This is a genomic window from Actinacidiphila sp. bgisy145 (assembly GCF_057708125.1).
Genome location: NZ_JBYIRL010000022.1, coordinates 64,298 through 88,603 on the forward strand (window position 1 = coordinate 64,298; position 24,306 = coordinate 88,603).

The 24,306-nt window shown below is 74.5% G+C and carries 27 protein-coding genes; 13 read left to right on the forward strand and 14 right to left on the reverse strand.

The genetic code is table 11. The features are described from left to right. Positions 1-131: 131 nt before the first annotated feature. The 4 genes from AC3ERT_RS20695 to AC3ERT_RS20710 form a co-directional block, all read right to left on the reverse strand. Positions 132-710, reverse strand: a complete 579-nt coding sequence (locus AC3ERT_RS20695; RefSeq protein ID WP_435175921.1) for an Rv1733c family protein — start codon at positions 708-710, stop codon at positions 132-134. Positions 711-804: 94 nt separating this feature from the next. After that, entirely contained in the window at positions 805-1,632 is an 828-nt protein-coding gene (locus AC3ERT_RS20700; protein WP_335979989.1) for an MOSC domain-containing protein, read from the reverse strand. A 55-nt stretch (positions 1,633-1,687) separates the two neighbouring features. Continuing rightward, positions 1,688-2,272 carry a DUF6643 family protein gene (locus tag AC3ERT_RS20705; protein WP_335979988.1) on the reverse strand — a complete coding sequence of 195 codons (585 nt, stop codon included), beginning with the start codon at positions 2,270-2,272 and terminating at the stop codon, positions 1,688-1,690. 337 nt (positions 2,273-2,609) lie between these two features. Continuing rightward, positions 2,610-3,779 carry a glycosyltransferase gene (locus tag AC3ERT_RS20710; RefSeq protein WP_435175923.1) on the reverse strand — a complete coding sequence of 390 codons (1,170 nt, stop codon included), beginning with the start codon at positions 3,777-3,779 and terminating at the stop codon, positions 2,610-2,612. 137 nt (positions 3,780-3,916) lie between these two features. Between AC3ERT_RS20710 and AC3ERT_RS20715 the strand changes: the two genes are divergently transcribed. Both AC3ERT_RS20715 and AC3ERT_RS20720 read left to right on the forward strand, forming a co-directional pair. Continuing rightward, on the forward strand, positions 3,917-4,672 hold the full coding sequence (locus AC3ERT_RS20715) for a glutamate racemase (protein ID WP_435175925.1): 756 nt from the start codon (positions 3,917-3,919) through the stop codon (positions 4,670-4,672). A 45-nt stretch (positions 4,673-4,717) separates the two neighbouring features. Next, entirely contained in the window at positions 4,718-5,269 is a 552-nt protein-coding gene (locus AC3ERT_RS20720) for a hypothetical protein (RefSeq protein ID WP_335979984.1), read from the forward strand. A gap of 1 nt (position 5,270) precedes the next feature. Here AC3ERT_RS20720 and AC3ERT_RS20725 read toward each other — a convergent pair whose 3' ends face one another. Then, entirely contained in the window at positions 5,271-6,389 is a 1,119-nt protein-coding gene (locus AC3ERT_RS20725) for an O-antigen ligase family protein (RefSeq protein WP_335979983.1), read from the reverse strand. A gap of 188 nt (positions 6,390-6,577) precedes the next feature. On the opposite strand from AC3ERT_RS20725, the gene AC3ERT_RS20730 reads away from it, so the two are divergent. Beyond that, a complete protein-coding gene (locus AC3ERT_RS20730) occupies positions 6,578-7,102 on the forward strand; it encodes an NUDIX hydrolase (RefSeq protein ID WP_335979981.1) in 525 nt (174 codons plus the stop codon). A gap of 96 nt (positions 7,103-7,198) precedes the next feature. After that, positions 7,199-7,486 carry a hypothetical protein gene (locus AC3ERT_RS20735; RefSeq protein ID WP_335979979.1) on the forward strand — a complete coding sequence of 96 codons (288 nt, stop codon included), beginning with the start codon at positions 7,199-7,201 and terminating at the stop codon, positions 7,484-7,486. A 73-nt stretch (positions 7,487-7,559) separates the two neighbouring features. Here AC3ERT_RS20735 and AC3ERT_RS20740 read toward each other — a convergent pair whose 3' ends face one another. From AC3ERT_RS20740 to dhaK, 3 genes are all read right to left on the reverse strand, one after another. Then, entirely contained in the window at positions 7,560-8,045 is a 486-nt protein-coding gene (locus tag AC3ERT_RS20740) for a PTS-dependent dihydroxyacetone kinase phosphotransferase subunit DhaM (protein ID WP_335979978.1), read from the reverse strand. Next, positions 8,042-8,719, reverse strand: coding sequence for a dihydroxyacetone kinase subunit DhaL (gene dhaL, locus AC3ERT_RS20745; RefSeq protein WP_335979976.1), 678 nt, complete (start codon positions 8,717-8,719; stop codon positions 8,042-8,044). The genes AC3ERT_RS20740 and dhaL overlap by 4 nt, the downstream gene beginning before the upstream one ends. An 82-nt stretch (positions 8,720-8,801) precedes the next feature. Next, positions 8,802-9,794, reverse strand: a complete 993-nt coding sequence (gene dhaK, locus AC3ERT_RS20750) for a dihydroxyacetone kinase subunit DhaK (RefSeq protein WP_435175928.1) — start codon at positions 9,792-9,794, stop codon at positions 8,802-8,804. A gap of 361 nt (positions 9,795-10,155) precedes the next feature. Between dhaK and AC3ERT_RS20755 the strand changes: the two genes are divergently transcribed. The 3 genes from AC3ERT_RS20755 to AC3ERT_RS20765 all read left to right on the forward strand — a co-directional run bounded on the left by AC3ERT_RS20755 (position 10,156) and on the right by AC3ERT_RS20765 (position 12,686). Next, a complete protein-coding gene (locus AC3ERT_RS20755) occupies positions 10,156-10,704 on the forward strand; it encodes a hypothetical protein (protein WP_435175930.1) in 549 nt (182 codons plus the stop codon). Positions 10,705-10,797: 93 nt separating this feature from the next. Continuing rightward, the gene (locus AC3ERT_RS20760; RefSeq protein ID WP_435175932.1) at positions 10,798-11,961 is read left to right on the forward strand and encodes a sensor histidine kinase; all 1,164 of its coding nucleotides are present in this window, start codon (positions 10,798-10,800) and stop codon (positions 11,959-11,961) included. Beyond that, positions 11,958-12,686 (forward strand): response regulator transcription factor, encoded by a 729-nt coding sequence (locus tag AC3ERT_RS20765; RefSeq protein WP_335979969.1) that lies wholly within the window; start codon positions 11,958-11,960, stop codon positions 12,684-12,686. Before AC3ERT_RS20760 ends, AC3ERT_RS20765 begins: the two co-directional genes overlap by 4 nt. Before the next feature lie 101 nt (positions 12,687-12,787). Here AC3ERT_RS20765 and AC3ERT_RS20770 read toward each other — a convergent pair whose 3' ends face one another. Continuing rightward, on the reverse strand, positions 12,788-15,415 hold the full coding sequence (locus AC3ERT_RS20770; protein ID WP_435175934.1) for an ABC transporter permease/substrate binding protein: 2,628 nt from the start codon (positions 15,413-15,415) through the stop codon (positions 12,788-12,790). Next, the gene (locus AC3ERT_RS20775) at positions 15,408-16,766 is read right to left on the reverse strand and encodes a quaternary amine ABC transporter ATP-binding protein (protein WP_435175936.1); all 1,359 of its coding nucleotides are present in this window, start codon (positions 16,764-16,766) and stop codon (positions 15,408-15,410) included. Before AC3ERT_RS20775 ends, AC3ERT_RS20770 begins: the two co-directional genes overlap by 8 nt. Before the next feature lie 433 nt (positions 16,767-17,199). Here AC3ERT_RS20775 and AC3ERT_RS20780 point away from each other — a divergent pair, with 433 nt between their 5' ends. Continuing rightward, positions 17,200-17,760: a signal peptidase II gene (locus tag AC3ERT_RS20780; protein WP_335979963.1), complete on the forward strand. Its 561-nt coding sequence runs from the start codon at positions 17,200-17,202 to the stop codon at positions 17,758-17,760. A 19-nt stretch (positions 17,761-17,779) separates the two neighbouring features. Here AC3ERT_RS20780 and AC3ERT_RS20785 read toward each other — a convergent pair whose 3' ends face one another. Together AC3ERT_RS20785 and AC3ERT_RS20790 are read right to left on the reverse strand one after the other, a co-directional pair. Then, positions 17,780-18,010 (reverse strand): hypothetical protein, encoded by a 231-nt coding sequence (locus AC3ERT_RS20785; protein ID WP_335979961.1) that lies wholly within the window; start codon positions 18,008-18,010, stop codon positions 17,780-17,782. A 90-nt stretch (positions 18,011-18,100) separates the two neighbouring features. Continuing rightward, positions 18,101-19,048 (reverse strand): GlxA family transcriptional regulator, encoded by a 948-nt coding sequence (locus AC3ERT_RS20790; protein ID WP_335979959.1) that lies wholly within the window; start codon positions 19,046-19,048, stop codon positions 18,101-18,103. A gap of 351 nt (positions 19,049-19,399) precedes the next feature. Here AC3ERT_RS20790 and AC3ERT_RS20795 point away from each other — a divergent pair, with 351 nt between their 5' ends. Both AC3ERT_RS20795 and AC3ERT_RS20800 read left to right on the forward strand, forming a co-directional pair. Beyond that, positions 19,400-19,885 (forward strand): hypothetical protein, encoded by a 486-nt coding sequence (locus tag AC3ERT_RS20795; RefSeq protein WP_435134473.1) that lies wholly within the window; start codon positions 19,400-19,402, stop codon positions 19,883-19,885. A 2-nt stretch (positions 19,886-19,887) separates the two neighbouring features. Further along, positions 19,888-20,190 (forward strand): DUF3817 domain-containing protein, encoded by a 303-nt coding sequence (locus tag AC3ERT_RS20800; protein WP_435175939.1) that lies wholly within the window; start codon positions 19,888-19,890, stop codon positions 20,188-20,190. Here the strand turns inward: AC3ERT_RS20800 and AC3ERT_RS20805 are convergent. Further along, entirely contained in the window at positions 20,177-21,136 is a 960-nt protein-coding gene (locus AC3ERT_RS20805) for a GNAT family N-acetyltransferase (protein WP_435175941.1), read from the reverse strand. The genes AC3ERT_RS20800 and AC3ERT_RS20805 overlap by 14 nt on opposite strands. Then, positions 21,129-21,749: a helix-turn-helix domain-containing protein gene (locus tag AC3ERT_RS20810; protein WP_435175943.1), complete on the reverse strand. Its 621-nt coding sequence runs from the start codon at positions 21,747-21,749 to the stop codon at positions 21,129-21,131. Before AC3ERT_RS20810 ends, AC3ERT_RS20805 begins: the two co-directional genes overlap by 8 nt. A gap of 140 nt (positions 21,750-21,889) precedes the next feature. Between AC3ERT_RS20810 and AC3ERT_RS20815 the strand changes: the two genes are divergently transcribed. The 3 genes from AC3ERT_RS20815 (at position 21,890) to crcB (ending at position 24,202) form a co-directional block, all read left to right on the forward strand. Continuing rightward, entirely contained in the window at positions 21,890-23,116 is a 1,227-nt protein-coding gene (locus AC3ERT_RS20815) for a benzoate/H(+) symporter BenE family transporter (protein ID WP_435175945.1), read from the forward strand. Between the two features lie 217 nt (positions 23,117-23,333). Next, positions 23,334-23,831, forward strand: coding sequence for a fluoride efflux transporter FluC (locus tag AC3ERT_RS20820; protein ID WP_435175947.1), 498 nt, complete (start codon positions 23,334-23,336; stop codon positions 23,829-23,831). After that, on the forward strand, positions 23,828-24,202 hold the full coding sequence (gene crcB / locus AC3ERT_RS20825) for a fluoride efflux transporter CrcB (protein ID WP_435175949.1): 375 nt from the start codon (positions 23,828-23,830) through the stop codon (positions 24,200-24,202). Before AC3ERT_RS20820 ends, crcB begins: the two co-directional genes overlap by 4 nt. The last annotated feature ends 104 nt before the right edge of the window (positions 24,203-24,306 follow it).

A 24,306-nucleotide genomic window follows, 5' to 3' on the forward strand; every position in this document is an offset into this window, starting at 1 on the left:
CTTGCGTCGCCGACCGGGGATCAAACCGTAGCGCGGCCGGAGGCATGCTGGTGACGCGCGGCCACCCGGTGGACATCGTAACGGGCTTGCGGCAGCGCGCCGGTGGGCGGTTTCGCGCCCCCGCGGACGGGTCAGCCGCCGGCGCCGGCGCGGCCCCAGTCCTGGCCGACCCGGGCCCACTCGCGCGCCCAGGACTCCAGCCGGCGCAGCATCAGCCGCCACATCAGCAACTGGCGGGAGAGCACCAGCAGTCCGGCCGCGGCCGACCCGGCGGCGACCCCGGCGAGCACCGCGTGCGTGCCGGCGGTGGCGGAGTCCAGCGGCGGCGGCGCCAACCTGCCGGCGCGGTCGGTCCAGACCTTGATCCGGCCCTGCTGGAGCACCTCGATGTCGGAGGAGACCGTGGCGGTCCGCGTGCTGCCGTCGGGGCCGGTCCAGCGCAACTGCTCGGTGGGACGCGTCTTCGAGCCGGACGCCTTGTCGCGCGCGAGGGTCGCGGTCACCAGGGTGCGCTCGGCGTGCTCGGTGGCGACCTCGTGGCTCAGCACGCGGCCGACCGATCTGTCCGCCCACCAGCCCAGCAGCGGTGTCGCGCACAGGGCGACGGCGAAGAACAGCGCGAGCCATGTCTCGACCACGTCCGTGCGCCGGCGCAGCGGATTGCGCCGCCAGCGCCATCCGCGCACGGTGCCTGTCGTGCGACCCCTCATCGGCGGCCACCCCCTTCACACCCATCAACTACCGCAACCGGCGCGGTTCAATGCACGCCCTTTCCGCGGGGGTGCGGAAAAGGCGGGTGGAACGTCAGTCCACCACGCTCAACGCGTCGCCGACGTGCAGGGTTCCTGACGACTCGGGCACGAGGTTCTGGCCGAAGACCAGCCGGCCGTCGAGGTTGCGGTGCCGGCCCAGGGAGCGCAGCGGCTCGCGGCCGCGGACGCCGGTGCGCTGGTCGGTGGTGGTGATCACGCACCGCCCGCAGGGCTTGGGCACGCGGAAGACGACCTCGCCGATCCGGACCCGCTTCCAGCCGTCCTCGGCCCACGCGGCGGTGCCGTCCACGACGGCGTTCGGCCGGAACCGGTCCATCGGCAGCGGGCCCTCCTTCGCCCGGTCGCCCGCGGCGATCAGCTCGTTGAGCGCGTCGAGCGACGCGGTGGTGGTGACCAGCAGCGGGAAGCCGTCGGCGAGGCTGACGGTCTCGCCGGGCACGGCGTACTCGGGCGCGATCGGCCGGCGCAGGTCGGGCCGGTCGAGGTGGACCAGCCGCACCGGGGTGCCGAGGTAGCCGGTGAACCACCGCGCGGCGGCGTCGCCGGCGGCGCGCACCTCCAGCGATCCGGCGAAGATCCGCGCGGTCTCCAGCGGGCCGGGCGGCGGCACGTCGACATGCAGGGGCGCCCGGCCGGGTGCGGACAGCCGCAGCCCGCCGCGGTCGTCGAGCGCGGTGTCCACCAACGCCAGCCGGGCGTCCTCACGTTGCGTGACCGCCTTGCCGGTGGCGGCGTCGACCAGCATCCAGCGGCGGTCCCCCGCGAGCCCCCACGGCTCCACGACCGCCGCCGGCGTGCTGGTGGCACGCATCGACTTGACCGGGTAGAGGTGCAGCGCGCTGACGGTGGGCATGGTCATGCGACCATCGTGCCATCCGGTCAGCTGCCGCCCGCAGCCCGGCCTGCTGTTGGGCTCAGCCCTGGTAGTAGCCCCCTCCGGGCTGTGCCGGCGGGACGCCGAGGCCGAGGTTGCGGCGCTGGTAGTTCTCCTCCGGGTGCCCGACCGGGCCCTGCCGGGGCGCCATCGGCCGCGGCGGTGCCGGGCGGGCCGCCTGGTAGCCGGACGGCGACGCCTGCTGCGGTTGCGCAGGGTAGCCGCCGTAGCCGTTGGCCGGCGCCGGGCGCTGCATGGCGGCCTGCTGCGGCGCATATGCCGCGGGCTGCTGCTGGTAACCCCCGCCCTGGTACCCGCCCGGCCCCTGCTGGTGCTGCGGCTGGGGCTGCTGGTGTTGCTGGCCCATCTGCCCCGCCGGGGCCGAGGGGCCGGCCGGCAGCGCCGGGAGCGCGGCGGGCAGGGCAGGCAGATTCCCGCTGCTGCCAAAGGAGTTGTAGCCGCCGGAGTCGTACGAGGGGTACGGCGCGGGCACGCGGATGGGGGCGATCTGCGGGGTGCCGCGCTCGGCCACGAGGCTGTCGTAGATCGGGGTGTCCGGGAAGGACGCAGACGAAGGGTAGTAGCTGCCGTAGCCGCCACCGTACGAACCGCGGGGGGTGGTCATGGGCCATAAGTTAAGCCCACGATGTGGTCGTTGGGGAGACCGATTGGATGGTTGTTTTGCGTGCTGTGAGTGACCTTGGTTCATTAATACGAGCGAATCCCCGGAAAACGGTCACCATCTCAGGATGTGATCAGGTAAAAGCCTCGTTTCCCGGGTGTGCCGCGCGGGCGCTCCGCCGCTCCTGACGATACGTCAACAAGCCCGCACGCAGGGCGGAGAGCGCCGGACGGTACGGTTGAGGAGGCGGTCGCGCGGCCGTACGGCCACGCCGTACGCCGCCGGTCCGCCGTGCCCTCACGCCTGCGCCGGTCCACCGCCTCCGCACGCCCGCCCGCCGTCACACGGTCGCGTCGGGCTTCGCGTAGGTGCGGCCCTTCCACGCCGCGCCCCGGCCGCGGTAGTGCTGCACCGCCGAGTCCACCGTCATCAGCAGGTACAGCGCCGCGGTGTACGGCAGCAGCGGGGCCAGCGCCCACCGCTGGCCGTAGTAGCGCAGCATCGGCAGATAGGTCCCCGCCATCACCGCCCACGCCGCCGCGCCCAGCACGCACAGCGGCCACGCGCCCGCGACCGCCCCGCCGACCGCCGCGACCGGCGGCACCAGGTAGATCAGCGCCAGCCCCAGCACGGTCCCCGCCAGCACCAGCGGATTGTGCCGCAGTTGGGCGTACGCGCTGCGCGCCACCATCCGCCACAGCTCGGCCAGGTCCGGGTACGGGCGCACGCTGTCGACCTGCTCGGCGAGCCCGAGCCAGATCCGCCCGCCGGACCGCTTCACCGCGCGGGCCAGCGCCACGTCGTCGATCACCGACTGCCGGATCGCGTCCGGCACGTCCGCCGCCTTCGCCGCGGACGCCCGCAGCAGCACGCACCCGCCGGCCGCGGCCGCGGTCCGCCCGCGCGGGCGGTTGATCCAGCGGAAGGGGTAGAGCTGCGCGAAGAAGTACACGAACGCCGGGACGATCAGCCGCTCCCACCCCGTCTCCACCCGCAGCCGGGCCATCTGGGAGACCATGTCCAGGTCCTCGCCGACCGCCGCCTCCACCAGGGCCCGCAGGCTGCCCGGGCGGTGCGCGATGTCCGCGTCGGTGAGCAGGAAGTACTCCGCGCCGGTGCGCTCACCGGCCAGCGCCATCCCGTGCCGCACCGCCCACAGCTTGCCGGTCCACCCCTGCGGCGGCTCGCCCGGGGAGGTCACCGTCAGCGGCAGCGCGCCCGGCCGCGCGCCCTGCTCCCGGGCCAGCTCGCCGGTGCCGTCCGTGCTGCCGTCGTCCACCAGGAAGACCTCCGCGCGGCCCGGGTACTCCTGGGCGAGCAGCGAGGACAGGCTGACCCCGATCACCTCGGCCTCGTCCCGCGCCGGCACCACCACGGCCACGTCCGGCCACGCCCGCACCGGCGCGCGCCCGCCGCCCCGCGGCAGCCGCACGTCGGTGCGCCAGAACCCTCCCTGCCCCGCCAGCAGCCACACCCACGCCACCAACGACACCCCTGCGATCCCAGTCATCACGCTCACCCCCGCAGTCTGCCCGAGTTCCCGCCCGGCGCCCGCGCGGGGCACCTCCTGCGGCGCGCCCGGGCCCGCGCGGCGGTGCGGGCCGCGGCAGCGGCAGCGTGTCGCGGGGGAGCGCTTAGAGTGGTGGCGTGAAGATCGGCTTGGTGGATTCGGGTGTCGGGCTGCTCGCCGCTGCCGCGGCGGTGCGGCGGGTGCGGGCGGACGCCGACCTGGTCCTCGCGTCGGACCCGGCGGGCATGCCGTGGGGCCCGCGGTCGGCGCAGGACGTCGCGGCGCGGGCCCTGGACTGCGCGCGGGCCGCGGCCGCCTACGGGCTGGACGGCCTGGTCGTGGCGTGCAACACCGCCTCGGTGCACGCGCTGCCCGCGCTGCGGGCGGCGTTCGAGCCCGGGCTGCCGGTCGTGGGCACCGTCCCGGCGATCAAGCCCGCGGCGGCCGCCCACCGCGAGGTGGCGATCTGGGCCACCCCCGCCACGACCGGCAGCAGCTACCAGCGCGGCCTGATCGCCGAGTTCGGCAACGGCGCCCGGATCACCGAGGTGCCCTGCCCCGGGCTGGCCGACGCGGTGCAGCACGCCGACCAGGACGCCGTCGAAGCGGCGATCGCCGCGGCGGCGGCCCTCACCCCGTCGGCGGTAAGCGCCGTCGTCCTGGGATGCACCCATTACGAACTCGTCGCCGACCGCATCTCCGCCGCCCTGCCGGGCGCCGCGCTGTACGGGTCCGCCGACGCCGTGGCTGCCCAGGCCCTGCGCAGGGTGGCCGCCACGCCCGGCGGCGGCACCCTCGAGGTCCTCCTCAACGGCCGCCCCGCGCCCCTGCCCGCCGCCGCCCTCGCCTACCCCCAGGGCGCCGCCCTGGCCGTGACGGCCGCCACGGCCTGACGTCCGGACGGTGCCAGGCGCGCCGCGGGTGGGTACGCTGCGGGCATGACGCACGCTCCCCGGCCGGAGACCGGCGCGTCCCGTGTGTGGACGGGCCGGGCCCGCAACCGTATGCAGTGGGTTCCCGCTGCCGTGGGCGCCGCCTGTGTGGCGCTCGGTATCTCCCTGGCGGTCGAGGGCCCCGGCCCCACCGCCAGCCTCGTCCCGCTCGTGATGTCGGTGGTCGGCTGCCTCGCCGTGGGGCTGCTCGTCCTCTTCGGCACCGTGGCCTTCACCCACGTCCACGTCCGGGTCGACCGCGAGGCGGTCCAGGTGCGCTGCGGGCACATCGGTGTGCCGCGCCGCCGCATCCCCATGGGCGAGGTCAGCGGCGCCCGGCTGGCCCCGGTGATCAGCCCCCGCTCCTGGGGCGGCTGGGGCTACCGCTGGCGACCGGAGAAGGGCACGGCCGTCGTCGTACGGCGCGGGCCGGGCATCGTCATCGACCTCGGCGGCGGCCGCTGGTTCACGGTGACCGTCGACGACGCCGAGGGCGCGGTGCGCGCCATCCGCGAGATGCTCGGCCTCGCCGCGCCCCAGGACCCCGCCGGCCGCTGAGTCAGCCCGCCGGCGCCGGCCAGGGCCGGGAGGTGGCCACGCCCGCCAGGAGGCCCGCTGCCGAGGTGACCGCCGCGTAGCTGAGCACATGGTCCACGGTGGCGAGCAGGCCGAGCCCGGTCAGCGCGGCGGCGGCGGTGAGCACCGCCGGAGTGGAGCGCGGGGAGCGCCACAGCGCGCACAGCGTCCACAGGTACGCGCCGCCGAGCAGGACCACCCCGGGCACGCCCTGCTCCGCGGCGAGTTGGAAGGGCGCGGACTGGGGGGTCTGCGCGGTCGGGGTGTCCGAGGGCAGCGGGGTGCTCTCCTCCGCGAAGCGCCCCGGCCCGACCCCGCGCAGCGGATGCCGTTCGGCCAGCTTTACCGCCTCGTGCCACAGCGCCACTCGCGGCTGGGTGAGCTGCCCGGTCAGCGACTGCGACAGCCCGCCGGGCAGCGCGTCGACCGCGGTCGCGTAGCTGCCGCCGACCGCCAGCGCCGCGGCCAGCGCCAGCCCGGCCAGGCCGGTCAGCCGGTGCCGCATCCGGGCGGCGGCCAGCGAGCACAGCACGACCGCCACGCCCGCCGCGAAGGCCGCGGACGACCCCAGCAGCAGCGCCGAGAGCGCGCAGGTCAGCGCCAGCAGCCGCAGCAGGCTCCGCCACACCACCGCCGGCAGCCGCCAGAGCGGACCGGTGACGCCCCAGGCCGCGCAGCAGGCCGCTCCGGCGGCGAGGACGAGCAGCGCGGCGTCGGCGTTGGCGTAGCCCAGCGGCGGCGCGCTCCCGCCGCGGGAGAGCCGGCCCGCCGGGACCAGCACGAGCGCAGGCACGGTCACCGCGCCCGCGGCGAGCGTCAGCTTCGGCAGCATCGCGCCGAGCACCCGCCCGGCCGCGTATCCGGCGGTGACCGCCAGCAGCGCGAGCAGCGCGCCCTCCGGCCGGGCCGCGCGCCCGCCGGCGCAGACCACCGCCCAGACCGCGCAGCACGCCAGCACGGCCATCCCCGCGGCGTCCACCCCGCTCGCCGACGGCCGCCGCTCCTGCCGGGCCTGCCGCAGCGGCCGCCCGCCGGGGCGCGGCCCCGTGGCGCGGCCCGTGCGGCCGCCGTGCGGCGGCGCGCCGCCGGTCGTCGTGTCCATCCCCGACCCCCTGCCGCCACGCGGACGCGACGGTGCCGCCGCACCCGCGTTCCCCGCGTGGGCGCTGTTGTCCGGATCACCGTAACGGGTGACGGCCCACCCTGTGGACACGTCGCACAGGAAGCTCTTCGAGCGCGTGAAACCTGGTGCTGATGTGGCGTTCACCTGGCATCTCGTAGGCTCGGGGCATGGCGACTCCCAAGTTCATCCAGGACATCCGCGGCAAGGCGGGGAACGTTCTCCTCCTGCTGCCCGGCGTGGTCATGGTGGTGTTCGACGACCGCGGCAGGGTGCTGCTCAACCGGCGTACCGACACCGGCCGCTGGGCGCTGATCAGCGGCATCCCCGACCCGGGCGAGCAGCCGGCCGAGAGCGCGGTACGGGAGATCCAGGAGGAGACCGGTGTCTCCGCGGTGGTCGAGCGGGTGCTGAGCGTCTTCAGCAACGAACCGGTGGTCCACGGCAACGGCGACCGCGCGCAATACATCGACATCGTGCTGCGCTGCCGGGCGGTGGGCGGCGAGGCCCGGGTCAACGACGACGAGTCGCTGGACGTGCGCTGGTTCGCACTGGACGAGCTGCCGCCGCTCGGGCCGATCGCCCGCGGCCGGATCGAGGAGGCGCTGCGCGACGAGCCGACGTGGTTCGCGCCCGCCCCGGCGCCGCCGGTCGACCCGGCCCCCGGGACCGCCGCCGCGGGCCTGCTTCCGTAAGCGCCGAACCCCCGCCCGGCCAGGGGGCTTTGTCAGTGCTTGGCGGTAAAATCGACAGTGTTCGAAAGCGTGGGCCGACGCCTCAGGAGGAAGCCGATGGCCGCTGCCGCACTGCCCCTGGACCACCGCCGACAGACATCCCCGCCGCTGGCCGCACTGCCGAAGAAGCCGCTGCCCGCGGGCCTGCCCCGTGAGTGGTACGTGGCGCACAACCGCCGTCTGAAGACGATGCGCCTGACCATCGCCCTGCTCGACTCGGGGGTCTACGAACCGGCCCAGGCCGGAAACGGGAGGATACGCCGCACCGCCGAGCGGATCGGCGTCCACCCGCCGTCCGACATCACCTGCCGCATGGTCCGCAACCTGCTCCGCTACGGGCGCTGACCGCCCGCGCTGACCCCCGCGCCGACCGGCGTGCCCCGGTGCCCCCGCCGCGTGCGGGGGCACCGGGGAACCGTCACTGCTTGCGGTAGGTGTACGCCTCCGCCGCTGCCGCCGCCACCGCGTCGAGGTCCGCGCCCGTGGACGCGGTGACGACGGCGGCGACCGCCCCTTCCAGGAAGGGGGCGTCCACCAGCCGCGCCCCGGCGGGCAGTTCCTCGTCGGCCAGCAGCGCCTTCACGGTGAGCACCGCGCTGCCGAGGTCGGCGAGCACCGCCACGCCCGCCCCCCGGTCGACGCTGCGCGCCGCCGAGGCGATCAGGTCGGAGCTGGTGCCGAGCCCGCCGTCCGGGCCGCCGCCGGCCGGGGCGAGCGGGACCTCGCCGCCGCCGCTGAGCGCGGACGCCAGATCGGCGACGGCGTTCGCGGCCGCGGCGCTGTGCGAGACCAGCACGATCCCGACCAGCGCCTGCGCGGACTCCCCGCCGGTGCCGGTGCTTGCGCCGGTGTCAGTGCTGCCAGTGCGGTCAGTGCGGTCAGAGGTGTCGGGGCTGCCGGTCATGAGGAGGACGCCTCCCTTGCGGTGTCGGCGAGCGCGGTGAGCAGGAGGGCCGCCGAGGTCGCGCCCGGGTCCTGGTGGCCGATGCTGCGGTCGCCCAGATAACTCGCCCGGCCCTTGCGGGCCCGCAGCGGGGTGGTCGCCACGGCGCCCTCCTCCGCGGCCCGCGCCGCCGCGGTCAGCGCCACCGCGGTGCCGTCACCGGCCGCCAGCGCCGCGCCGAACGCGTCCAGCGCGGGCACCAGCGCGTCCACCATCGTCTTGTCCTGCGGCACCGCGCCGCCGAGCTGGCACAGGGCCTCCACCCCGGCCGCCAGCCCGTCCCTCAGCTGCGCCGCGGTGACCGCCGGCGCCTCGCCCAGCGCCTTCCCGGTCCGCCGCAGCAGCGTCCCGTACAGCGGGCCGGAAGCGCCGCCGACGGTGCTGATCAGCTGGCGGCCCACCGCGACCAGCACCCCGCCGGGCGTGTCCGGCGGCTCCTGCTCGATCGCGGTGCGCGCGGCGAGGAATCCGCGGCGCATGTTGCTGCCGTGGTCGGCGTCGCCGATCGGGGAGTCCAGCTCGGTCAGCTGGGCGGCCTCCCGCTCGATCACGGTCGTCGCCGCGTCGAGCCATCGGCGCAGCAGGGCCGCGTCTATGTCGGCCGGCAGTTCGGGCTGTTCGGGCACGGCGTTCATACGGTGAGCCTTTCCACGGTGGGTCGAACCGGCACGGCGCGCGGTGCGCGCCCGCGGACCCGGCGCCGGCCGGGCACCGCGGTCAGCAGCCCCAGCGCAGCGCCGGGGTCGACACGGGCGCGTCCCACAGCCGCAGCAGCTCCTCGTCGGCCTGGCAGATCGTCACCGAGGCACCCGCCATGTCGAGCGAGGTCACGTAGTTGCCGACGAGGGTACGGGCCACCGCGACCTTGCGGGCGGCCAGTACCCGGTGCACCTCGGCCGCGAAGCCGTACAGCTCCAGCAGCGGCGTCGCCCCCATGCCGTTGACCAGCAGCAGCACCGGCGCGTCCGGGCGCAGGTCCTCCACGACCGCGTCCACCGCCACGTCCGCGATCTCGCCCGAGGTCATCATGGCGCGGCGCTCCCGGCCCGGCTCGCCGTGGATGCCCACGCCCAGCTCCAGCTCGCCCTCGCCCAGGTCGAAGGTGGGGCCGCCCTTCGACGGGGTGCTGCACGCGCTGAGCGCCACCCCGAAGCTGCGGGAGACCTCGTTGACCCGGTGGGCGAGGGCCGCGACGTGGTCCAGCGGGGCGCCCGCGTCGGCCGCCGCGCCGGCCAGCTTCTCCACGAACAGCGTCGCCCCGGTGCCGCGCCGGCCGGCGGTGTAGAGGCTGTCGGTCACCGCCACATCGTCGTTGACCAGCACTTTCGCCACCTGCACGCCTTCGTCCTCGGCGAGCTCGGCGGCCATGTCGAAGTTGAGCACGTCGCCGGTGTAGTTCTTCACGATGAACAGCACGCCCGCGCCGCTGTCCACGGCGGCCGCGGCCCGCACCATCTGGTCCGGCACCGGCGAGGTGAAGACCTCGCCCGGACAGGCCGCGGTGAGCATGCCGCGCCCGACGAAGCCGCCGTGCAGCGGTTCGTGCCCCGACCCGCCGCCTGACACCAGCCCGACCTGCCCGTCGTACGGCGCTCCGCGGCGGACGATCACCCGGCGCTCCACGTCGACGGTCAGGTCGGTGTGCACCGCAGCGAAGCCCCGCAGCGCGTCCGGGACGACGGTCTCCGGTACGTTGATCAGCATCTTCACGGGAATCTCCTCGCCAGGCCGGCAGCCAGGGCAGCCGCCTGTGTCGTAGCAGGTCAGAGGCTGGGTCAAGGGTGCTGGGTGACGGCGTCCCGCGGGTGTGCGCGGTGCTGCGGCGCGGCGGGTCCGGGTACGCCGGGGCCCGGTGCGCAGGTCACTCGTCCGGGCGTGCGATCCATGCCCTCCAGTATCCGCCGGTGATCGGAAAACGTCACGACGTGGAGCGCGGTCCGCATCTCCACCCGATCTCCACCCGGATCTCCACCCGGGGGTGGATCGCCCGGCCGGGAGCCGCGCCTAGCGTGCGGGTGTCGGCGGCATGCCGTGCGGTGTGCCGGTGGAAACGCACGTGGGAGGGCCCGGGATGAGTCCCTTGGACATCGTCTTCCTCGTGTCCGGCGTCGGCTACGTCCTGGCCCGCCGGACGCTCGGCGAGGCGCCGCACGCCGGGCTGCCGCTGGTGGCGCCGGTGGCACTCGCCTGCGAGGGCCTGATCTCGCTGAGCGGCGCCCACCCGACCGGCCCGGCCGCGGCCACGGCCGCACTGGCCGGGGCGGGCTGCCTGCTCAGCGTCGCCGTCGGGCTGGCCCGCGGCGCGGCCGTACGGATCGGCGAGCGGGACGGCGCGCCCTGGCTGCGGTACGGCTCCGGCGCGCTGCTGCTGTGGCTGCTCGACGCGGCGCTGCACACGGCGCTGGCGCTGCTCGGATGGTCCCGGGGCGTGCTGCTCGCGGCCGGGCTCGGCATGGTGGCCGAGACGCTGGTGGCGCTGCACCGGGCCGCGCGCGCCGGCCGTACGGCGCCCGGGGCGCCGCACGATCCGCACGATCCGCACGACCCGCACGACCTGCGCGCCCCGGACGGCGGGAGGGCACCGAGGGCGCCGGTGCCACCGTTCCGTCGGCGCTGGTAGCTTTTCGCAGCAGCCGGCCGACAGGCCGCTCGACCGGCTGATCAGCAGACCGGCCGGCCGGGCGCCCGGCCGACCGCGGGAAGAGAGCTTCAGTTGCACCGACTTCGCGCCACGGCCCACTGGCTCGCGCAGGACAACAACCTCCTCCAGCTCTTCATCAGCGGCACCGGCATCGCGGTGTGCGCGGTGCTGGTCCACCCGCGCGGGACGTCCGGCACCGGCCTGGTGGTGCTGTGCCTGCTCGTGCTCAACTCGCTGCTGCTGACGATGCGGCTGATCCCCGAGGGGGCGCTGTCGCCCGGGCCGCAGACCGCGCTGCTGTGCTTCGGGGGCGTCGCCGCGGCCGCGCTGATGAGCCAGGACCACTCCGGGGCCGCCTCGCTCTTCGCCTTCTACCTCGCCGGCCACGCCGGGTTCCGCCTCGAACGCCGCCGCGCGCTGGCGGTCGCCGCGGTGACCGCCGTGATGTGCGCGGCCGTACGGCTCTTCCCGATCGGCAGCGACCCCGGCGAGGTGCCGTGGTACCTGGGGGTGCTGGCCGGGACCACCGTGCTGGTCGGCATCTCCAACCGGCTGCACGCCGAGTCGCTGCGCTCGGCGCGCTCGGCCGCCGAGCAGGCCGAACTGGCCGCGCGGGCCGAGGCGCGCGCGGAGGCCCTGGCCGAACGCGCCCGGATCGCCCGCGACGTGCACGACGTGCTCGCGCACTCGCTGGCCGGGGTCAACATGCAACTGGAGGTCGCCGACGCGCTGTTGGAGTCCGGCGCCGCCGCCGAGGCCCGGCAGGCCACCCAGCGCGCGCAGAGCCTGGTGCGCGCCGGGCTGACCGAGGTCCAGCGCACCGTCCGCGACCTGCGTGAGGACGCGCTGCCGCTGCTCGACACCCTGCGCTCCATGCTCGGGTCGATCCCCGGCACCGGTACGCTGACCCTCGACGGTCCGCCGCACGAACTGCCGGTCCGGCCCGCCCAGGTGATCGTGCGCTGCGCCCAGGAGGCGCTGACCAACGCGCACAAGTACGCGCCCGGCGCACCGGTCCGGCTGCACCTCGCCTACGGGCCGGAGGCGACCACCTTCGAGGTGGTCAACTCCGCGCCGCCGGACGGCTCCCGGCCGCTGGCCGGCGCCGGCAGCGGCATGGGGCTGGTCGGGATGCGCGAGCGCGTCGAGCTGGTGGGGGGCACGGTGACGGCCGGACCGATCGTGGACGGTGACGACGCGGGAGGTTGGCAGGTGCGTGTGGTGATACCGGCATGAGCGGCCGCGACCCGGGCCGGGTGGGCCCGCAGCCGTACGGGGGCGGGGCGGAGCGCGGCGAGCAGCCGGTGCGGGTGGTCGTCGCCGACGACCAGACCGCGATCCGCGAGGCGCTGGCGGTGGTGCTCGACCTGCAACCGGGCCTCGAGGTGGTCGCCACGGCGCGCGACGGCGGGGAGGCGGTGACCGCCGCGGAGCAGCACGCCCCCGACGTGATCCTGATGGACCTCAACATGCCCCGCACGGACGGCGTGGAGGCGACCCGGCTGATCTCCGAACGCTTCCCGGACGTCGCCGTGGTGGTGCTCACCACGCTCGCCGACGAGCAGTACATCCTCGCCGCGCTGGGCGCCGGGGCGCGCGGCTATCTGACCAAGGAGTCCGGCCGCGAGGACATCGCGCGCGCGGTGCGGGCGGCGGCCGCCGGGCAGGCCGTTCTCGATCCGGCGGTCCAAGAGCGGCTGCTGGCGGCCGCGGTGAAGAGCGCGGCCCCGGTGGAGCAGCCGCTGGCCGGGCTCGCCCCCGACCTCACCCCGCGGGAGGTCGAGGTGCTCACGCTCATCGGCGAGGGGCTGACCAACCGCGGTATCGCCGAGCGGCTGGTGGTCAGCGAGGCGACGGTGAAGACCCACGTCAACAACCTGTTCGCGAAGGCGCATCTGCGCGACCGGGCGCACGCGGTCAAGTACGCGTTCGTCCACGGGCTGGTGAAGGCCCGTGGATGAGGTCGGGGACCAGGCGGCGAAGGGCGGCGGGCGCGCGAAGGGGCCGGGGACACGCGGTACGTGTCCCCGGCCCCGTCAGGCCGCTGCTGCCGGTGGCGGCGTCAGCTCGTGCCGACCGGTGCCATCTGGTCGACGATGTCGGGGTTGTCCTTCACCCACTTCTTCACGCCGTCGGTGGTCCCGCCCTGGCCGGCGGCCTGGATGTCGGCTTCGAGCGAGCTGAGTTGGGACTCGCTCATCTTGAAGTTCTTCATCCAGGTGGTGACCTGGGGGATCTTGGTGGCGCTGTTCTTGTTCGCGACGTTGTGGATGGAGTCGCTGGCGCCCCACAGGCCCTTGGGGTCGGTGAGCTTGGTCAGCTTGTAGGTGCTGTAGGCCCAGTGCGGCGACCACAGCACGACCGCGACGGGCTTCTTCTGGTCGTAGTCCCGCTTGAGTTCGGCGAGCATGCCCGCGGTGGAGCTGGCGACGAGCTTGTACTCCTTGTCGAGCCCGTAGCCGGGCAGGACCTTGGTGCTGAGCAGCTTCATCTCGCCCGCGCCGGGCTCGATGCCGATGATCTTGCCGCCGAACTGCGAGGACTTGCCCTTGAGGTCCGCCATGGACGTGACGCCCTTGACGTAGGACGGCACGGCGATCTCCAGGGACGTCTGGTCGTACCACTTGCCCAGGTCCGACAGCTGACTGCCGTACTGCTTCATGTAGGAGGCGTGGGTCGTCGGTAGCCAGGTGTCGGTCAGGTAGTCGAAGTTGCCGTTGGCCAGGCCGGTGTAGGCGGCGCCGGGATCATAGGTGTTGACCTGCGTCTTGTAGCCGCGCTCGTCGAGGACCTCCTTCCAGAGGTTCGCCGAGGCGATCGACTCGTCCCAGTTGAAGTCGCCGATCTTGACCGTCTGGCCCTTGCCCACGTTCGTGGCGCTCGACCCGGCGACCGGTGCCATCTTGTCCACGATGCCGGGGTTGTCCTTCATCCACTTCTTCACGCCGTCGGCGGTCCCGCCCTGGCCGGCGGCCTGGATGTCGGCTTCGAGCGAGCTGAGTTGGGACTCGCTCATCGTGAAGTTCTTCATCCAGCTGCTGACCTGGGGGAGCTTGGCCGCGCTGTTCTTGTTGGCGATGTTGTGGATGGAGTCGCTGGCGCCCCACAGCCCCTTGGGGTCGCTGAGCTTGGTCAGCTTGTAGGTGCTGTAGGCCCAGTGCGGCGACCACAGGACGACCGCGACGGGCTTCTTCTGCTCGTAGTCGCGCTTCAGCTCCGACAGCATGGCCGCGGTGGAGCTGGCGACGAGCTTGTACTCCTTGTCGAGCCCGTAGCCGGGCAGGACCTTGGAGCTGAGCAGCTTCATCTCACCGGCGCCCGGCTCGATGCCGATGATCTTGCCGCCGAACTCCGAGGACTTGCCCTTGAGGTCCGCCATGGACGTGACGCCCTTGACGTAGGACGGCACCGCGACTTCCAGCGACGTCTGGTCGTACCACTTGCCGAGGTCGGTGTAGCTGCCGGCGTACTGCTTCATGTACGAGGCGTGCGTGGTGGGCAGCCAGGCGTCCGTGAGGTAGTCGAAGTTGCCGTTGGCCAGGCCGGTGAAGGCGGCGCCGGGGTCGTAGGTGTTGACCTGGGCCTTGTAGCCGCGCGCGTCCAGGACTTCCTTCCAGAGGTTCGCCGAGGCCACGGACTCGTCCCAGTTGAAGTCGCCGATCTTGACCGTCTGGCCCTTGCCCACGTTCGTGGACGCGGTCGTCGGCGAGGAGCTGTCGCTGGTGCCGGAGAAGGCGCCGATGCCGCCCGCGACCAGTGCGAGGACGACCACCGCGGACAGGCCGATCGCCGGGCGCGGCCGGTAGTTCAGCACCTTCAGGCCGTGGGTGGCGCTGCGGGCGCGGGCCAGGGCGCGGCGGCCCAGCGGCGAGACCTGGTCGCCGAGCGCGCCGGTGATCCGGTCCAGGTAGATGGCGAGCACCACCACGGAGATGCCGCCCTCGAAGCCCAGGCCGATGTCCACCTGGCTGATCGCGCCGAAGACGGTGGAGCCCAGGCCCTCCGCGCCGACCATGCCGCCGATGACGACCATGGACAGCGCCAGCATGATGACCTGGTTGACGCCGGCCATGATGGTCGGCAGGGCCAGCGGCAGCTGGACGCGCAGCAGGGTGCGGGACGGCGGGGTGCCGAACGCCTCGGCCGCCTCGACCAGTTCGGGATCGACCTGCCGGATGCCCAGCTCGGTCATGCGCACGCCGACCGGCATCGCGAAGACGATGGTGGCGATGACGGCGGGCACCGTGCCCAGGCTGAAGAAGATGATCGCCGGAATCAGGTACACGAACGCGGGCAGCGTCTGCATCACGTCGAGCACCGGGCGGATCAGCACGCTCGCGGCGCGCCGCCGCGCGGCCCAGACACCCAGGGGCACCGCGATCACCAGCGCGATCACCGCGGAGACGACCACCAGGGACAGCGACTGCATCGCCTCGTCCCACTGCGCGACGGAGTCGATGAGCGCGAAGCCCACGAAGGCCAGCACACCCGCGGTCAGCCCGCGCATCCACAGCGCGAGCACCGCGAGGATCGCGGCCATCAGCAGCGGTGACGGGCCGCCGAGCGCCCACTCCACGCCGTTGTACATGCCGTTGACGATGTGGCTGACGAAGTCGAAGAGCCAGGACAGGTGGTGGGTGAGCCAGTGGACGACGTCCTCGGCCCAGTTGCCGAAGTGGAGCCTAGGCATGGGTGGCCTCCTTGCCCTCGGCGTCGTCACCGTCGTCGGGGCTGCCGCTGCTGCCGCTGTCGCCGCCGTCCGGTCTGTCCGGGCCGTCCGGCGCGGAAGTGCCGTCCGGGCCGTCCGGCGCGGGGCTGTCGTCCAGCGCCACGAAGTCCGGCAGCCGGTGGCTGCCGGTGTCCTCCTGGCCCTCGCCGAGCGCGGCGAGCAGCGTCACCCGGGGGATGACGCCGGTCAGCCGGCCGTTGTCGTCGAGCACCGCGAGCGGCAGCTTCGACTGCGAGGCGGGGGTGAGCAGCTCCGACAGCGGAGCGTCGGCGTGCGTGGTGACGCAGTCCGTGTCCATCAGGTCGCGTACGGTGCCCTCGGCCTTGCGCAGCGCCTCGGTCACCCGGCCCTCGGTCACCGTGCCGACCAGCCGGCGCCCGCGCTCGACCACGAAGGCGGCGGACGCCTGGTCGGTGCGCAGCGCGCGCATCGCGGCGCGCGGCCCGTCGTTGGGGCTGACCATCACCCGCGGCTCCTCCATGATCGAGGCCGCGGTGAGCACCCGGGAGCGGTCGACGTCCTGTACGAAGCTGGCGACGTAGTCGTTGGCCGGGTCGGTGAGGATGTCCTCGGCCGTGCCGATCTGGACGATCCGGCCGTCGCGCATCACCGCGATCCGGTCGCCCAGGCGCATCGCCTCGTTGAGGTCGTGGGTGATGAAGACGATCGTCTTGTGCAGCCGCTGCTGGAGCTCCAGCAGCTGGTCCTGCATGTCGCGGCGGATCAGCGGGTCCAGCGCGGAGAACGACTCGTCCATCAGCAGCAGGTCGGCGTCGGTGGCGAGCGCGCGGGCCAGGCCGACGCGCTGCTGCATGCCGCCGGACAGCTCGTCGGGCCAGGACTGCTCCCAGCCCTCCAGGCCGACGAGGGACAGCGCCTCGGCCGCCTTCGACTCGCGCTCCTGGGCCGGGCGGCCCTGGACCTCCAGGCCGTAGGCGGCGTTCTCCAGCACGCTGCGGTGCGGGAAGAGCGCGAAGTGCTGGAAGACCATGCTGATCTTGCGGGAGCGCAGGTCGCGCAGGGCCTTCGCGGACAGGCCGGTGAGGTCCTGGCCGTCGAACATCACCCTGCCCGAGGTGGGCTCCAGCAGGCCGTTCAGCATGCGCAGCAGGGTGGACTTGCCCGAGCCGGACAGGCCCATGACGACGAAGATCTCGCCCTGCTCCACTGCGAAGGAGGCGTCGATCACCGCCGCGGTCGTGCCCTCCTCTCTCAGTTCCGCACGGTCGGCTCCCTCCTGAAGCCGCCGGATACCTTCCTTCGGCTTGCGGCCGAAGACCTTGAATACGTGCTCGATGACGAGCTGTGACACGTTTGCCTCTCGGGGCAGGGGACAGGCCGAACCCGAGGGCCGTCGGAGCGCGGCCGGCGGGTTCCTCACGAAACTAACCGGCGGCGAACCGGGTGTCCTGGGGCGGCGACCGCCCCCTGGATGCGGACCCTCTGGTTCGCGTCGCCGCCTACCCCGTGCCGTGCACAGTGCAAACAACTTCGGAAAAGCCGGTGGCTTTTGTCCTCTTGTGTCCAGATATGAAGACCCGTTTATCGTGACCGGATCGTGCTTCTTATGACATCGATCCGCAGGCTGGCAACTGTTGACCCGGCCTTGACCAAGTGTTAACGATTTCTGTGGCAATTCTGTGGGCGTAGAGTGCGTGAGGGTGAACGTTCAGCCATTGCACGGGCATGGACACGGGCATGGACATGGACGCGGGCAGGGGCACCGGAGCGCACGGAGGCGGCCGATGGCGGACAGCGCGGACACGGCGGACAGCGCGGGCACCGCGGACACGGCGGGCGGCGTGAGCGGTACGGGGCGGGGCGGCTCGCCGCGGCGGGCGCTGTGGATCACGGCCGCGGCCGGGCTCGCGGTGGACCAGGTGACGAAGGCCGTCGCCGCGGTCACCGTGGAGGGCCGGCAGCCGGTGCACGTGCTCGGCGGCGGCGTGACCCTCACCGCCTTCCGCAACCCCGGCGCCGCCGGGTCCTTCGCGCCGCACGCCACCGTGGTCTTCACGGTGCTGGCCGCCTGCGTGCTCGCCTTCATCGCCTGGGCGTCGTCGTCGGTACGCTCGACCGGCTGGGCGGTCGGCCTCGGCCTGCTCTTCGCCGGGGCCGGCGGCAACCTCACCGACCGGCTCTTCCGGCACCCCGGCTTCGGCCGCGGCGCGGTGCTCGACTTCCTCCAGGTCGGCCACTCCGGCATCTTCAACCTCGCCGACCAGTGCGTGACGTTCGGCGCGCTGACGATCCTGGTGCAGACGTTCCGCGGCGTGCCGATGCGGGCGGACAGCCCCGCGCACTGAGCGCCGTCGGGAGGCATCGTCAGGAGGCGTCGTCCGGCACGGTCCACACCTCCGGGCCGCCGCCGTGCCAGACGAACAGCTCGGGGTCGTCGAGGCTCACCTGGTCCGGGTCCAGGCCCGCCCGGCGCAGGAACTCCAGCAGGTCACGCGGTCCGCGGGCCACCCCCAGGGACTCCCGGCCGACCCGTATCCGCCGGCCGCCGGGGGTCGGCGGCTCCACGATCACCTGCGTTCCGTGTTCCGCGTCCATGCCCTCCAGCCTGCCCACCCGCTCCCGTCTTCGCACATCGGTACGTTCGCACATCGGTACGAGGGAAAAGGCCGGGCGCCGCGGGCGGTGTCAGCGCCGGGCACCGAAGGCGCGCCGGTACGCCTGGGGGCTGACGCCGGTGGTGCGCTTGAAGCGGTCGCGGAAGGCGGTGGGGGAGCCGAAGCCGACCTGCGCGCCGATCCGCTCGACGGTGTGCGGGGTGGTCTCCAGCAGGTGCTGGGCCTGCCGGACCCGGGCGCGGTGCAGCCACTGGAGCGGGGTGACCCCGGTCTGGTCGCGGAACCGCCGGATGAGGGTGCGGGTGCTCATGCCGGCCCGGGCGGCCATGTCGGCGAGGGTCAGCTCGCGTCCGAGGTCCTCCTGGAGCCAGGCGAGCAGTGGTTCCAGCGCGGCGCCCTGCGGGCTGGGCGGGTAGGGGCGGGTGATGAACTGGGCCTGGCCGCCCTCGCGTTCGAGCGGGACCACGGACAGCCGTGCGGCGTCGGCGGCGACCGCCGAACCGTGGTCGGACCGGATCATGTGCAGGCACAGGTCGAGACCGGCGGCCGCGCCCGCGGAGGTGAGGATCTGGCCGTTGTCGACGTACAGCACGTCGGGGTCGACCTCGACCTGCGGGTAGGTGGCGGCCAGCAGGTCGGTCACCAGCCAGTGCGTGGTCGCGCGCAGGCCGTCCAGCAGGCCGGTGGCCGCGAGCGGGAACGCGCCGGTGCAGATGGAGGCGATGCGGGTGCCGCTCGCGGCGGCGGCGCGCAGCGCGTCGCGGACGGCGGGGCTGATCGGCGCGGTCGGCACGGCCGTACCCGGCACGACGACCGTGTCCGCGCCGGCGAGCGCGTCCAGGCCCCAGCGCGCGGTGAGGGTGAAGGCGCCCGCGTCGACCTGGGGCCCTTCCGCGCAGACGCGGACCCGGTACGGCGTCCGCCCGTCCGGCAGCCGGGTGCGGGCGAACGACTCCAGCGGCGTGGACAGGTCGAACGGAATCACCTGGTCCAGCGCGAGTACGGCGACGGTGTGCATGGCGCGAACATACCCCGTCGAATCACTGGCCGACGGGGCCGGACGCCCTTTGACGCGTGCAGATACCCAGCTCAGGCAGTACAGGATGCCGGAGCGCGGGTGTTGGCGAGATCCCGTTGGAAGGTGGCATTGGTGCCACTGGAGCGGCGCCGGCCGGCGCCTTAGCGTCAGGGGCGAACCGGCCCGACCGGCCCCCGCACCCGAAGGAAGCTCCATGCGCGTCCCGTCCGCCCTGCCGTACCCCCTCGCCGCCCCCGCCCCGACACCGGGCGGCGCCGACCCGGGCGGCGCTGACCCGGGCGGCGCGGCGGCCGCGCGTCGCCCGGCGGCCGGGAGCGCGGGGCGCCGGCCGTGACCAAGTTCCTCCTCTCCCTGCACGTCCTCGCGGCGCTGCTGAGCATCGGCCCGGTCGCGGTGGCCGCGAGCATGTTCCCCAGGACCCTGCGCGCCGCCCGGCCCGCTGCCGACGGCACGGCCCCCTCCGACGGCGACCGGTCCGTCACGACCCTGCGGCTGCTGCACCGTATCTGCCGCGTCTACGCGGGGATCGGCGTCGCCGTGCCCGTGCTGGGCTTCGCCACCGCGAGCAGCCTGGGCGTGCTGGGCAGCGGCTGGCTCATCGCGTCGATCGTGCTGACCGCGGTGGCCGCGGCCCTGCTGGCGCTGCTGATCCTGCCGGCCCAGGAGCGTGCCCTCGAGGCCGTGCCGTCGGCCGGGGCGGCTCCGCTCGGATCGCTCGCCGGGCAACTCGCCTCGCTCACCGGCGTGTTCAACCTGCTGTGGGCGGCGGTCACGGTGCTGATGATCGTCCGCCCCGGCTCGACGACGGGAGCGTGAGCATGCGGACGCCCGCCCTGCGCGTCGCCGCGCGCGTCGAACTCCTCTCGCTCCTCGTCCTGCTGGCGAACCTCGCCACGGTGCACCTCAAGGCGGTCTCGTCGCTGGTCGGCCCCGCGCACGGCTGCGCGTACCTCTTCGTGGCCGTGGCGACCTGGCGGCTGCGCGCGGCCGACCGCGGCATCAGGGCCGTGGCGTTCGTACCCGGCGTGGGCGGGCTGCTCGCGCTGCGCCGGCTCGCGGCGGCGGACGGTGCGCACCAGGGTGAGGGGGCGCACGGTGCGGCCGGGGTCAGCTCTCCGTGAGGGTCCTGGCGTAGACCGAGCAGCTGCGCCGCACCCGCATGCCGAGGTGCTCGTACAGCGACAGGGCGCCGGTCGCGGAGTGGGTCCACAGGGTGCAGCCGCGGCGCCCGCGCCTGTGGAAGGCGCGGAACGCCTCCCGCAGCAGCACCCCGGCGATGCCCCGGCCGCGGTGGTCGGCGCGTACCGCGAGCCGGTCGACGTAGCCCTCGGCCGATCCGGGTACGTCCAGGGCCACCAGCGCGCCGACCATCTCTCCGCCCGCGAACGCCACCGGTGACATCGCGGGCGCGAACGCCGCCTGCTCCACGGTGAGCCGGGCCCACTCCGGATACGGCAGCCGACGCCGCTGCCAGCTCTGGAACGCGTCCTCCACCAGCCGGTGCGCGGCCTGCCCGTCCCCGGCGTGGAACGGCCGTACGGTGACGCCCGCCGGCGGATCGGGCACCTGCGGCTCGTCGGGCACCTCGATGCCCAGCAGCCACTGCGTCACGAACGGCGCGTACCCGCGCGAGCGCAGCAGGGCGACGGCCGCCGTGTCGCCGTCCTCGGCCGGCTGCGCCAGCCGCACCCCGCCCGCCCGGCGGGCCCGCGCCTCGGTCCAGTCGAGCAGCGCGGTGCCCAACCCCCGCCCGCGGTGGGCGGGATGGACGTCCACCTCGCTGCGCCGCCCGGCGTGCACCCACGCCCGGGCCACCAGGCGGGGCCCGGGAGCGGACGGGGGCGCGTGGACCAGCAGCGTGTCGAGCTCGGGGTCGAGGCCGGGCAGCGCCAGGCGCGCGGCGACGGCCTCGGGGCCGGTCTCCGCCCGGCCGAGCAGGTCCCGCTCGCAGGCGGCGACCAGTCCGTGGATCGCGTCCGCGTCGGCGCGCGTGGCCGGGCGGGCGCGATACGGCGCGGGGAGCCGGGGGACCAGGGGCCGCGCGGCGCCGCCGGGGGCCTCAGGCACCGGCGCCGCCCGGCAGCTCGGACCCGGGCTCGCCCGCCTCGCCCCCGCTGCCCTCCGACCCGTCCCCGACCGTGTAGCGGACGAAGAGCACCGCCTCCACGTCGCCCCGCGGCGCGCTGTACAGGTGCGGGCGGTCGGCGTGCCAGTGCGCGTACTGCCCGGGGCCCGCGGTGACCGGCGCGGCGGGCTCGCCGACCACCGCGGTCCCGTCGAGGACGTACAAGTGCTCCTGGACGCCCGGCAGATGGGCCTGCGAGTGCTGGACGGCGCCGGCCCGGATACGGAGCCGGAAGACGTCGGTGACGGCGCCGGGGCTCTCGTGCCGCTCGGTGAGCAGCGCCGTGACGACCTGCTCGGCGCCGCCGACGGGCGCCGCGCCCGGCGGCTGCGGCGCGGGCGGGCCGAGCGGATCGGCGAGCACCGAACTGAGCGGGGTGCCGAGCGCGGTGGTGAGCGCGTACAGCGTCTCCAGGGTGGGGTTGCGGCGGCCGCCCTCCAGCTCCGACAGCGTCGCCTTGCCCACGCCCGACCGCCGGGCCAGCTCCGACAGCGACAGCCGCCGCTCCTCGCGCAGGGCCCGCAGGCGCCGCCCCACCTGCTCGTTCAGCTCCATCGACCTTCCCAGCGCCGCCAGGCCGCGGCCGTAACCGATTGACGGCCGCGCTGCGCCCACTCTAGCGTTCCGTTCGCGGAACGTTCCGTACGTGGAACGGTCGCGTCCCCGCATGTTCCGACCTCCCCGGGAAGTACGCCATGTCCACCTCCGTGCCCCGCCGCGCCACGGCCCTCATACGCGCCGCCGCGCCCCCGTCCGCGGTCACCGCCGGCCTGGTCACGGTGCTGGTCGGCACCACCAGCTCGGCCGCCGTCGTCCTCGCCGCGGCCCGCGCCGCCGGCGCCGACTCCGCCGAACTCGCCTCCTGGATGCTCGCCCTGGGCGTCGGCCTCGGCGCCACCTGCATCGGCCTGTCCCTGCGCTACCGCGCGCCCGTGGTCACCGCCTGGTCCACCCCCGGCGCGGCGCTGCTGGCCACCGGCCTGACCGGCGCGTCGATGGGGGAGGCGGTCGGCGCGTTCCTGCTGTCCTCGGTGCTCATCCTCCTCAGCGGCGTGACCGGCTGGTTCGCCCGGGCGATGGCCTCGATCCCGGTGCCGATCGCCTCGGCGCTGCTGGCCGGGGTGCTGATGGAGTTCGGCACCGGGCTGTTCCGCGCCATGCACGGCAGCTTCGGCGTCGTCTTCCCGATGTTCGCCGCCTACCTGCTCGTACGCCGCTTCCAGCCGCGCTACGCGGTGCTCGCCGCCCTCCTCGTCGGCATCGCCGCGACCACCGCCGCCGGGGACTGGGGCGGCGCGGCGGGCCACATCCGCCTCACCCCCGCCGCACCCGTCTTCACCGCGCCGCGCTTCGACTGGCACACCCTGATCGGCGCCGGGGTGCCGCTGTTCGTGGTCACCATGGCCTCGCAGAACCTGCCGGGCGTCGCGGTCCTGCGCGGCGACGGGTACGACGTGCCCGTCTCGCCGCTGATCGGCTGGACCGGCGCGGCCGGCGCCGTCCTCGCGCCCTTCGGCGCCTTCGCGCTCAACCTCGCCGCGATCTCCGCGGCCATCTGCACCGGCCCCGACGCCCACCCCGACCACGAGCGGCGCTACCTCGCGGCGGTGTGGGCGGGCGTGTTCTACCTGTGCGTCGCGGTCTTCGGCGGCACCATCGGCGACCTGCTCACCGCGATGCCGCAGGAGTTGGTGCTCGGCACCGCGGGGGTCGGGCTGCTCGGCACCGTCGCGAGCTCCCTGTCCAGCGCGCTGGCGGACGGCGGGGACCGCGAAGCCGCGGTCGTGACCTTCCTCGCGACGGCCTCCGGGGTCACCCTGCTCGGCATCGGCTCCGCGTTCTGGGGGCTGCTCGCGGGGGTGTTCACCATGGCCGTCGCCCGGGTGCGCCTGCCCGCGAGAGCGGAGCGCGCCGCCGGGTGAGGCGGCCGCTGCCGGCGGTGGCGGCCCCCGCGGCGCGCGGGCAGGCCGCTACCATGGTCGTTGCGGACCTCCTTTGGGCCGCACGGCGGTGGGGCCCGCCGTACCCGAACCGCGGCGAGGACGCCGCCAACGGTCCCTGCTTGCGAAGCGCATCCGCGTGCCCGCGCCCGGCGAGGCGCGGCCCGGTGCGCCGTACCGATGCGAGTAGGAGACGCACATGGCAGAACCGCGCCCCGCCCTCTTCGAGGAGCCGGTCGACCCCGACATCGACCTGCACATCCCCGATCAGCGCACCGAACTCGGCAAGCACCCGGCCGTCGTGCTGTCGGTGATCGCGGTCGGCGGCGCGATCGGCGCGTGCGGCCGCTACGGCGCCGCGCTGCTGTGGCCGACCGCGCACGACGCCTTCCCCTGGACCACGTTCGGGGTCAACGTGGCGGGCTGCGCGGTCATCGGCGTGTTCATGGTGCTGATCACCGACGTGTGGGCCGCGCACCCCCTGGTCCGGCCGTTCTTCGGCACCGGGGTGCTCGGCGGCTTCACCACCTTCTCCACCTACGCCACCGACGTCCGCGGGCTGGCCGACCACGGCCATCCGCGGCCCGCGCTGGCCTACCTGGCGCTGACCGTGGCGGCCGCGCTGTGCTCGGTGTGGGCGGGGGCGAACGCGACCCGGCGGGTCGTGGCCGCGGTGACCGGCCGGGAGGTCCGGTGAACTGGCTGCTCGTGATCGCCGGCGCGATGATCGGCGCCCCGGCGCGCTACCTCACCGACCGCGCGGTGCAGGCCAGACACGACACGGTCTTCCCCTGGGGCACCTTCGTGGTGAACGTCAGCGGGTCGGCGATCCTCGGCCTGGTCGTCGGCGCCGCCGCCGAGGGCGCCCTGTCCGCCCACGTCCAACTCCTGCTCGGCACCGGCTTCTGCGGCGCCCTCACCACCTACTCGACGTTCTCCTACGAGACGTTGCGGCTGGTGGAGAACCGCGGCCGGTTCTACGCGGCGGCGAACATCGCGGGCAGCCTGACCGCGGGGCTGGGCGCCGCGTTCATCGGGAGCGCGCTGGCCCAGGCGATCTGGGGCTGACCGGTCCGCGCCCTTCGCCCGCCCGACCGCGCCGACTACCGTGGACGGGGAAAGGTGAAAAGCGAACGGTGAGCGGTGAGCGGTGTACCTTGCCGCGGTCGGGC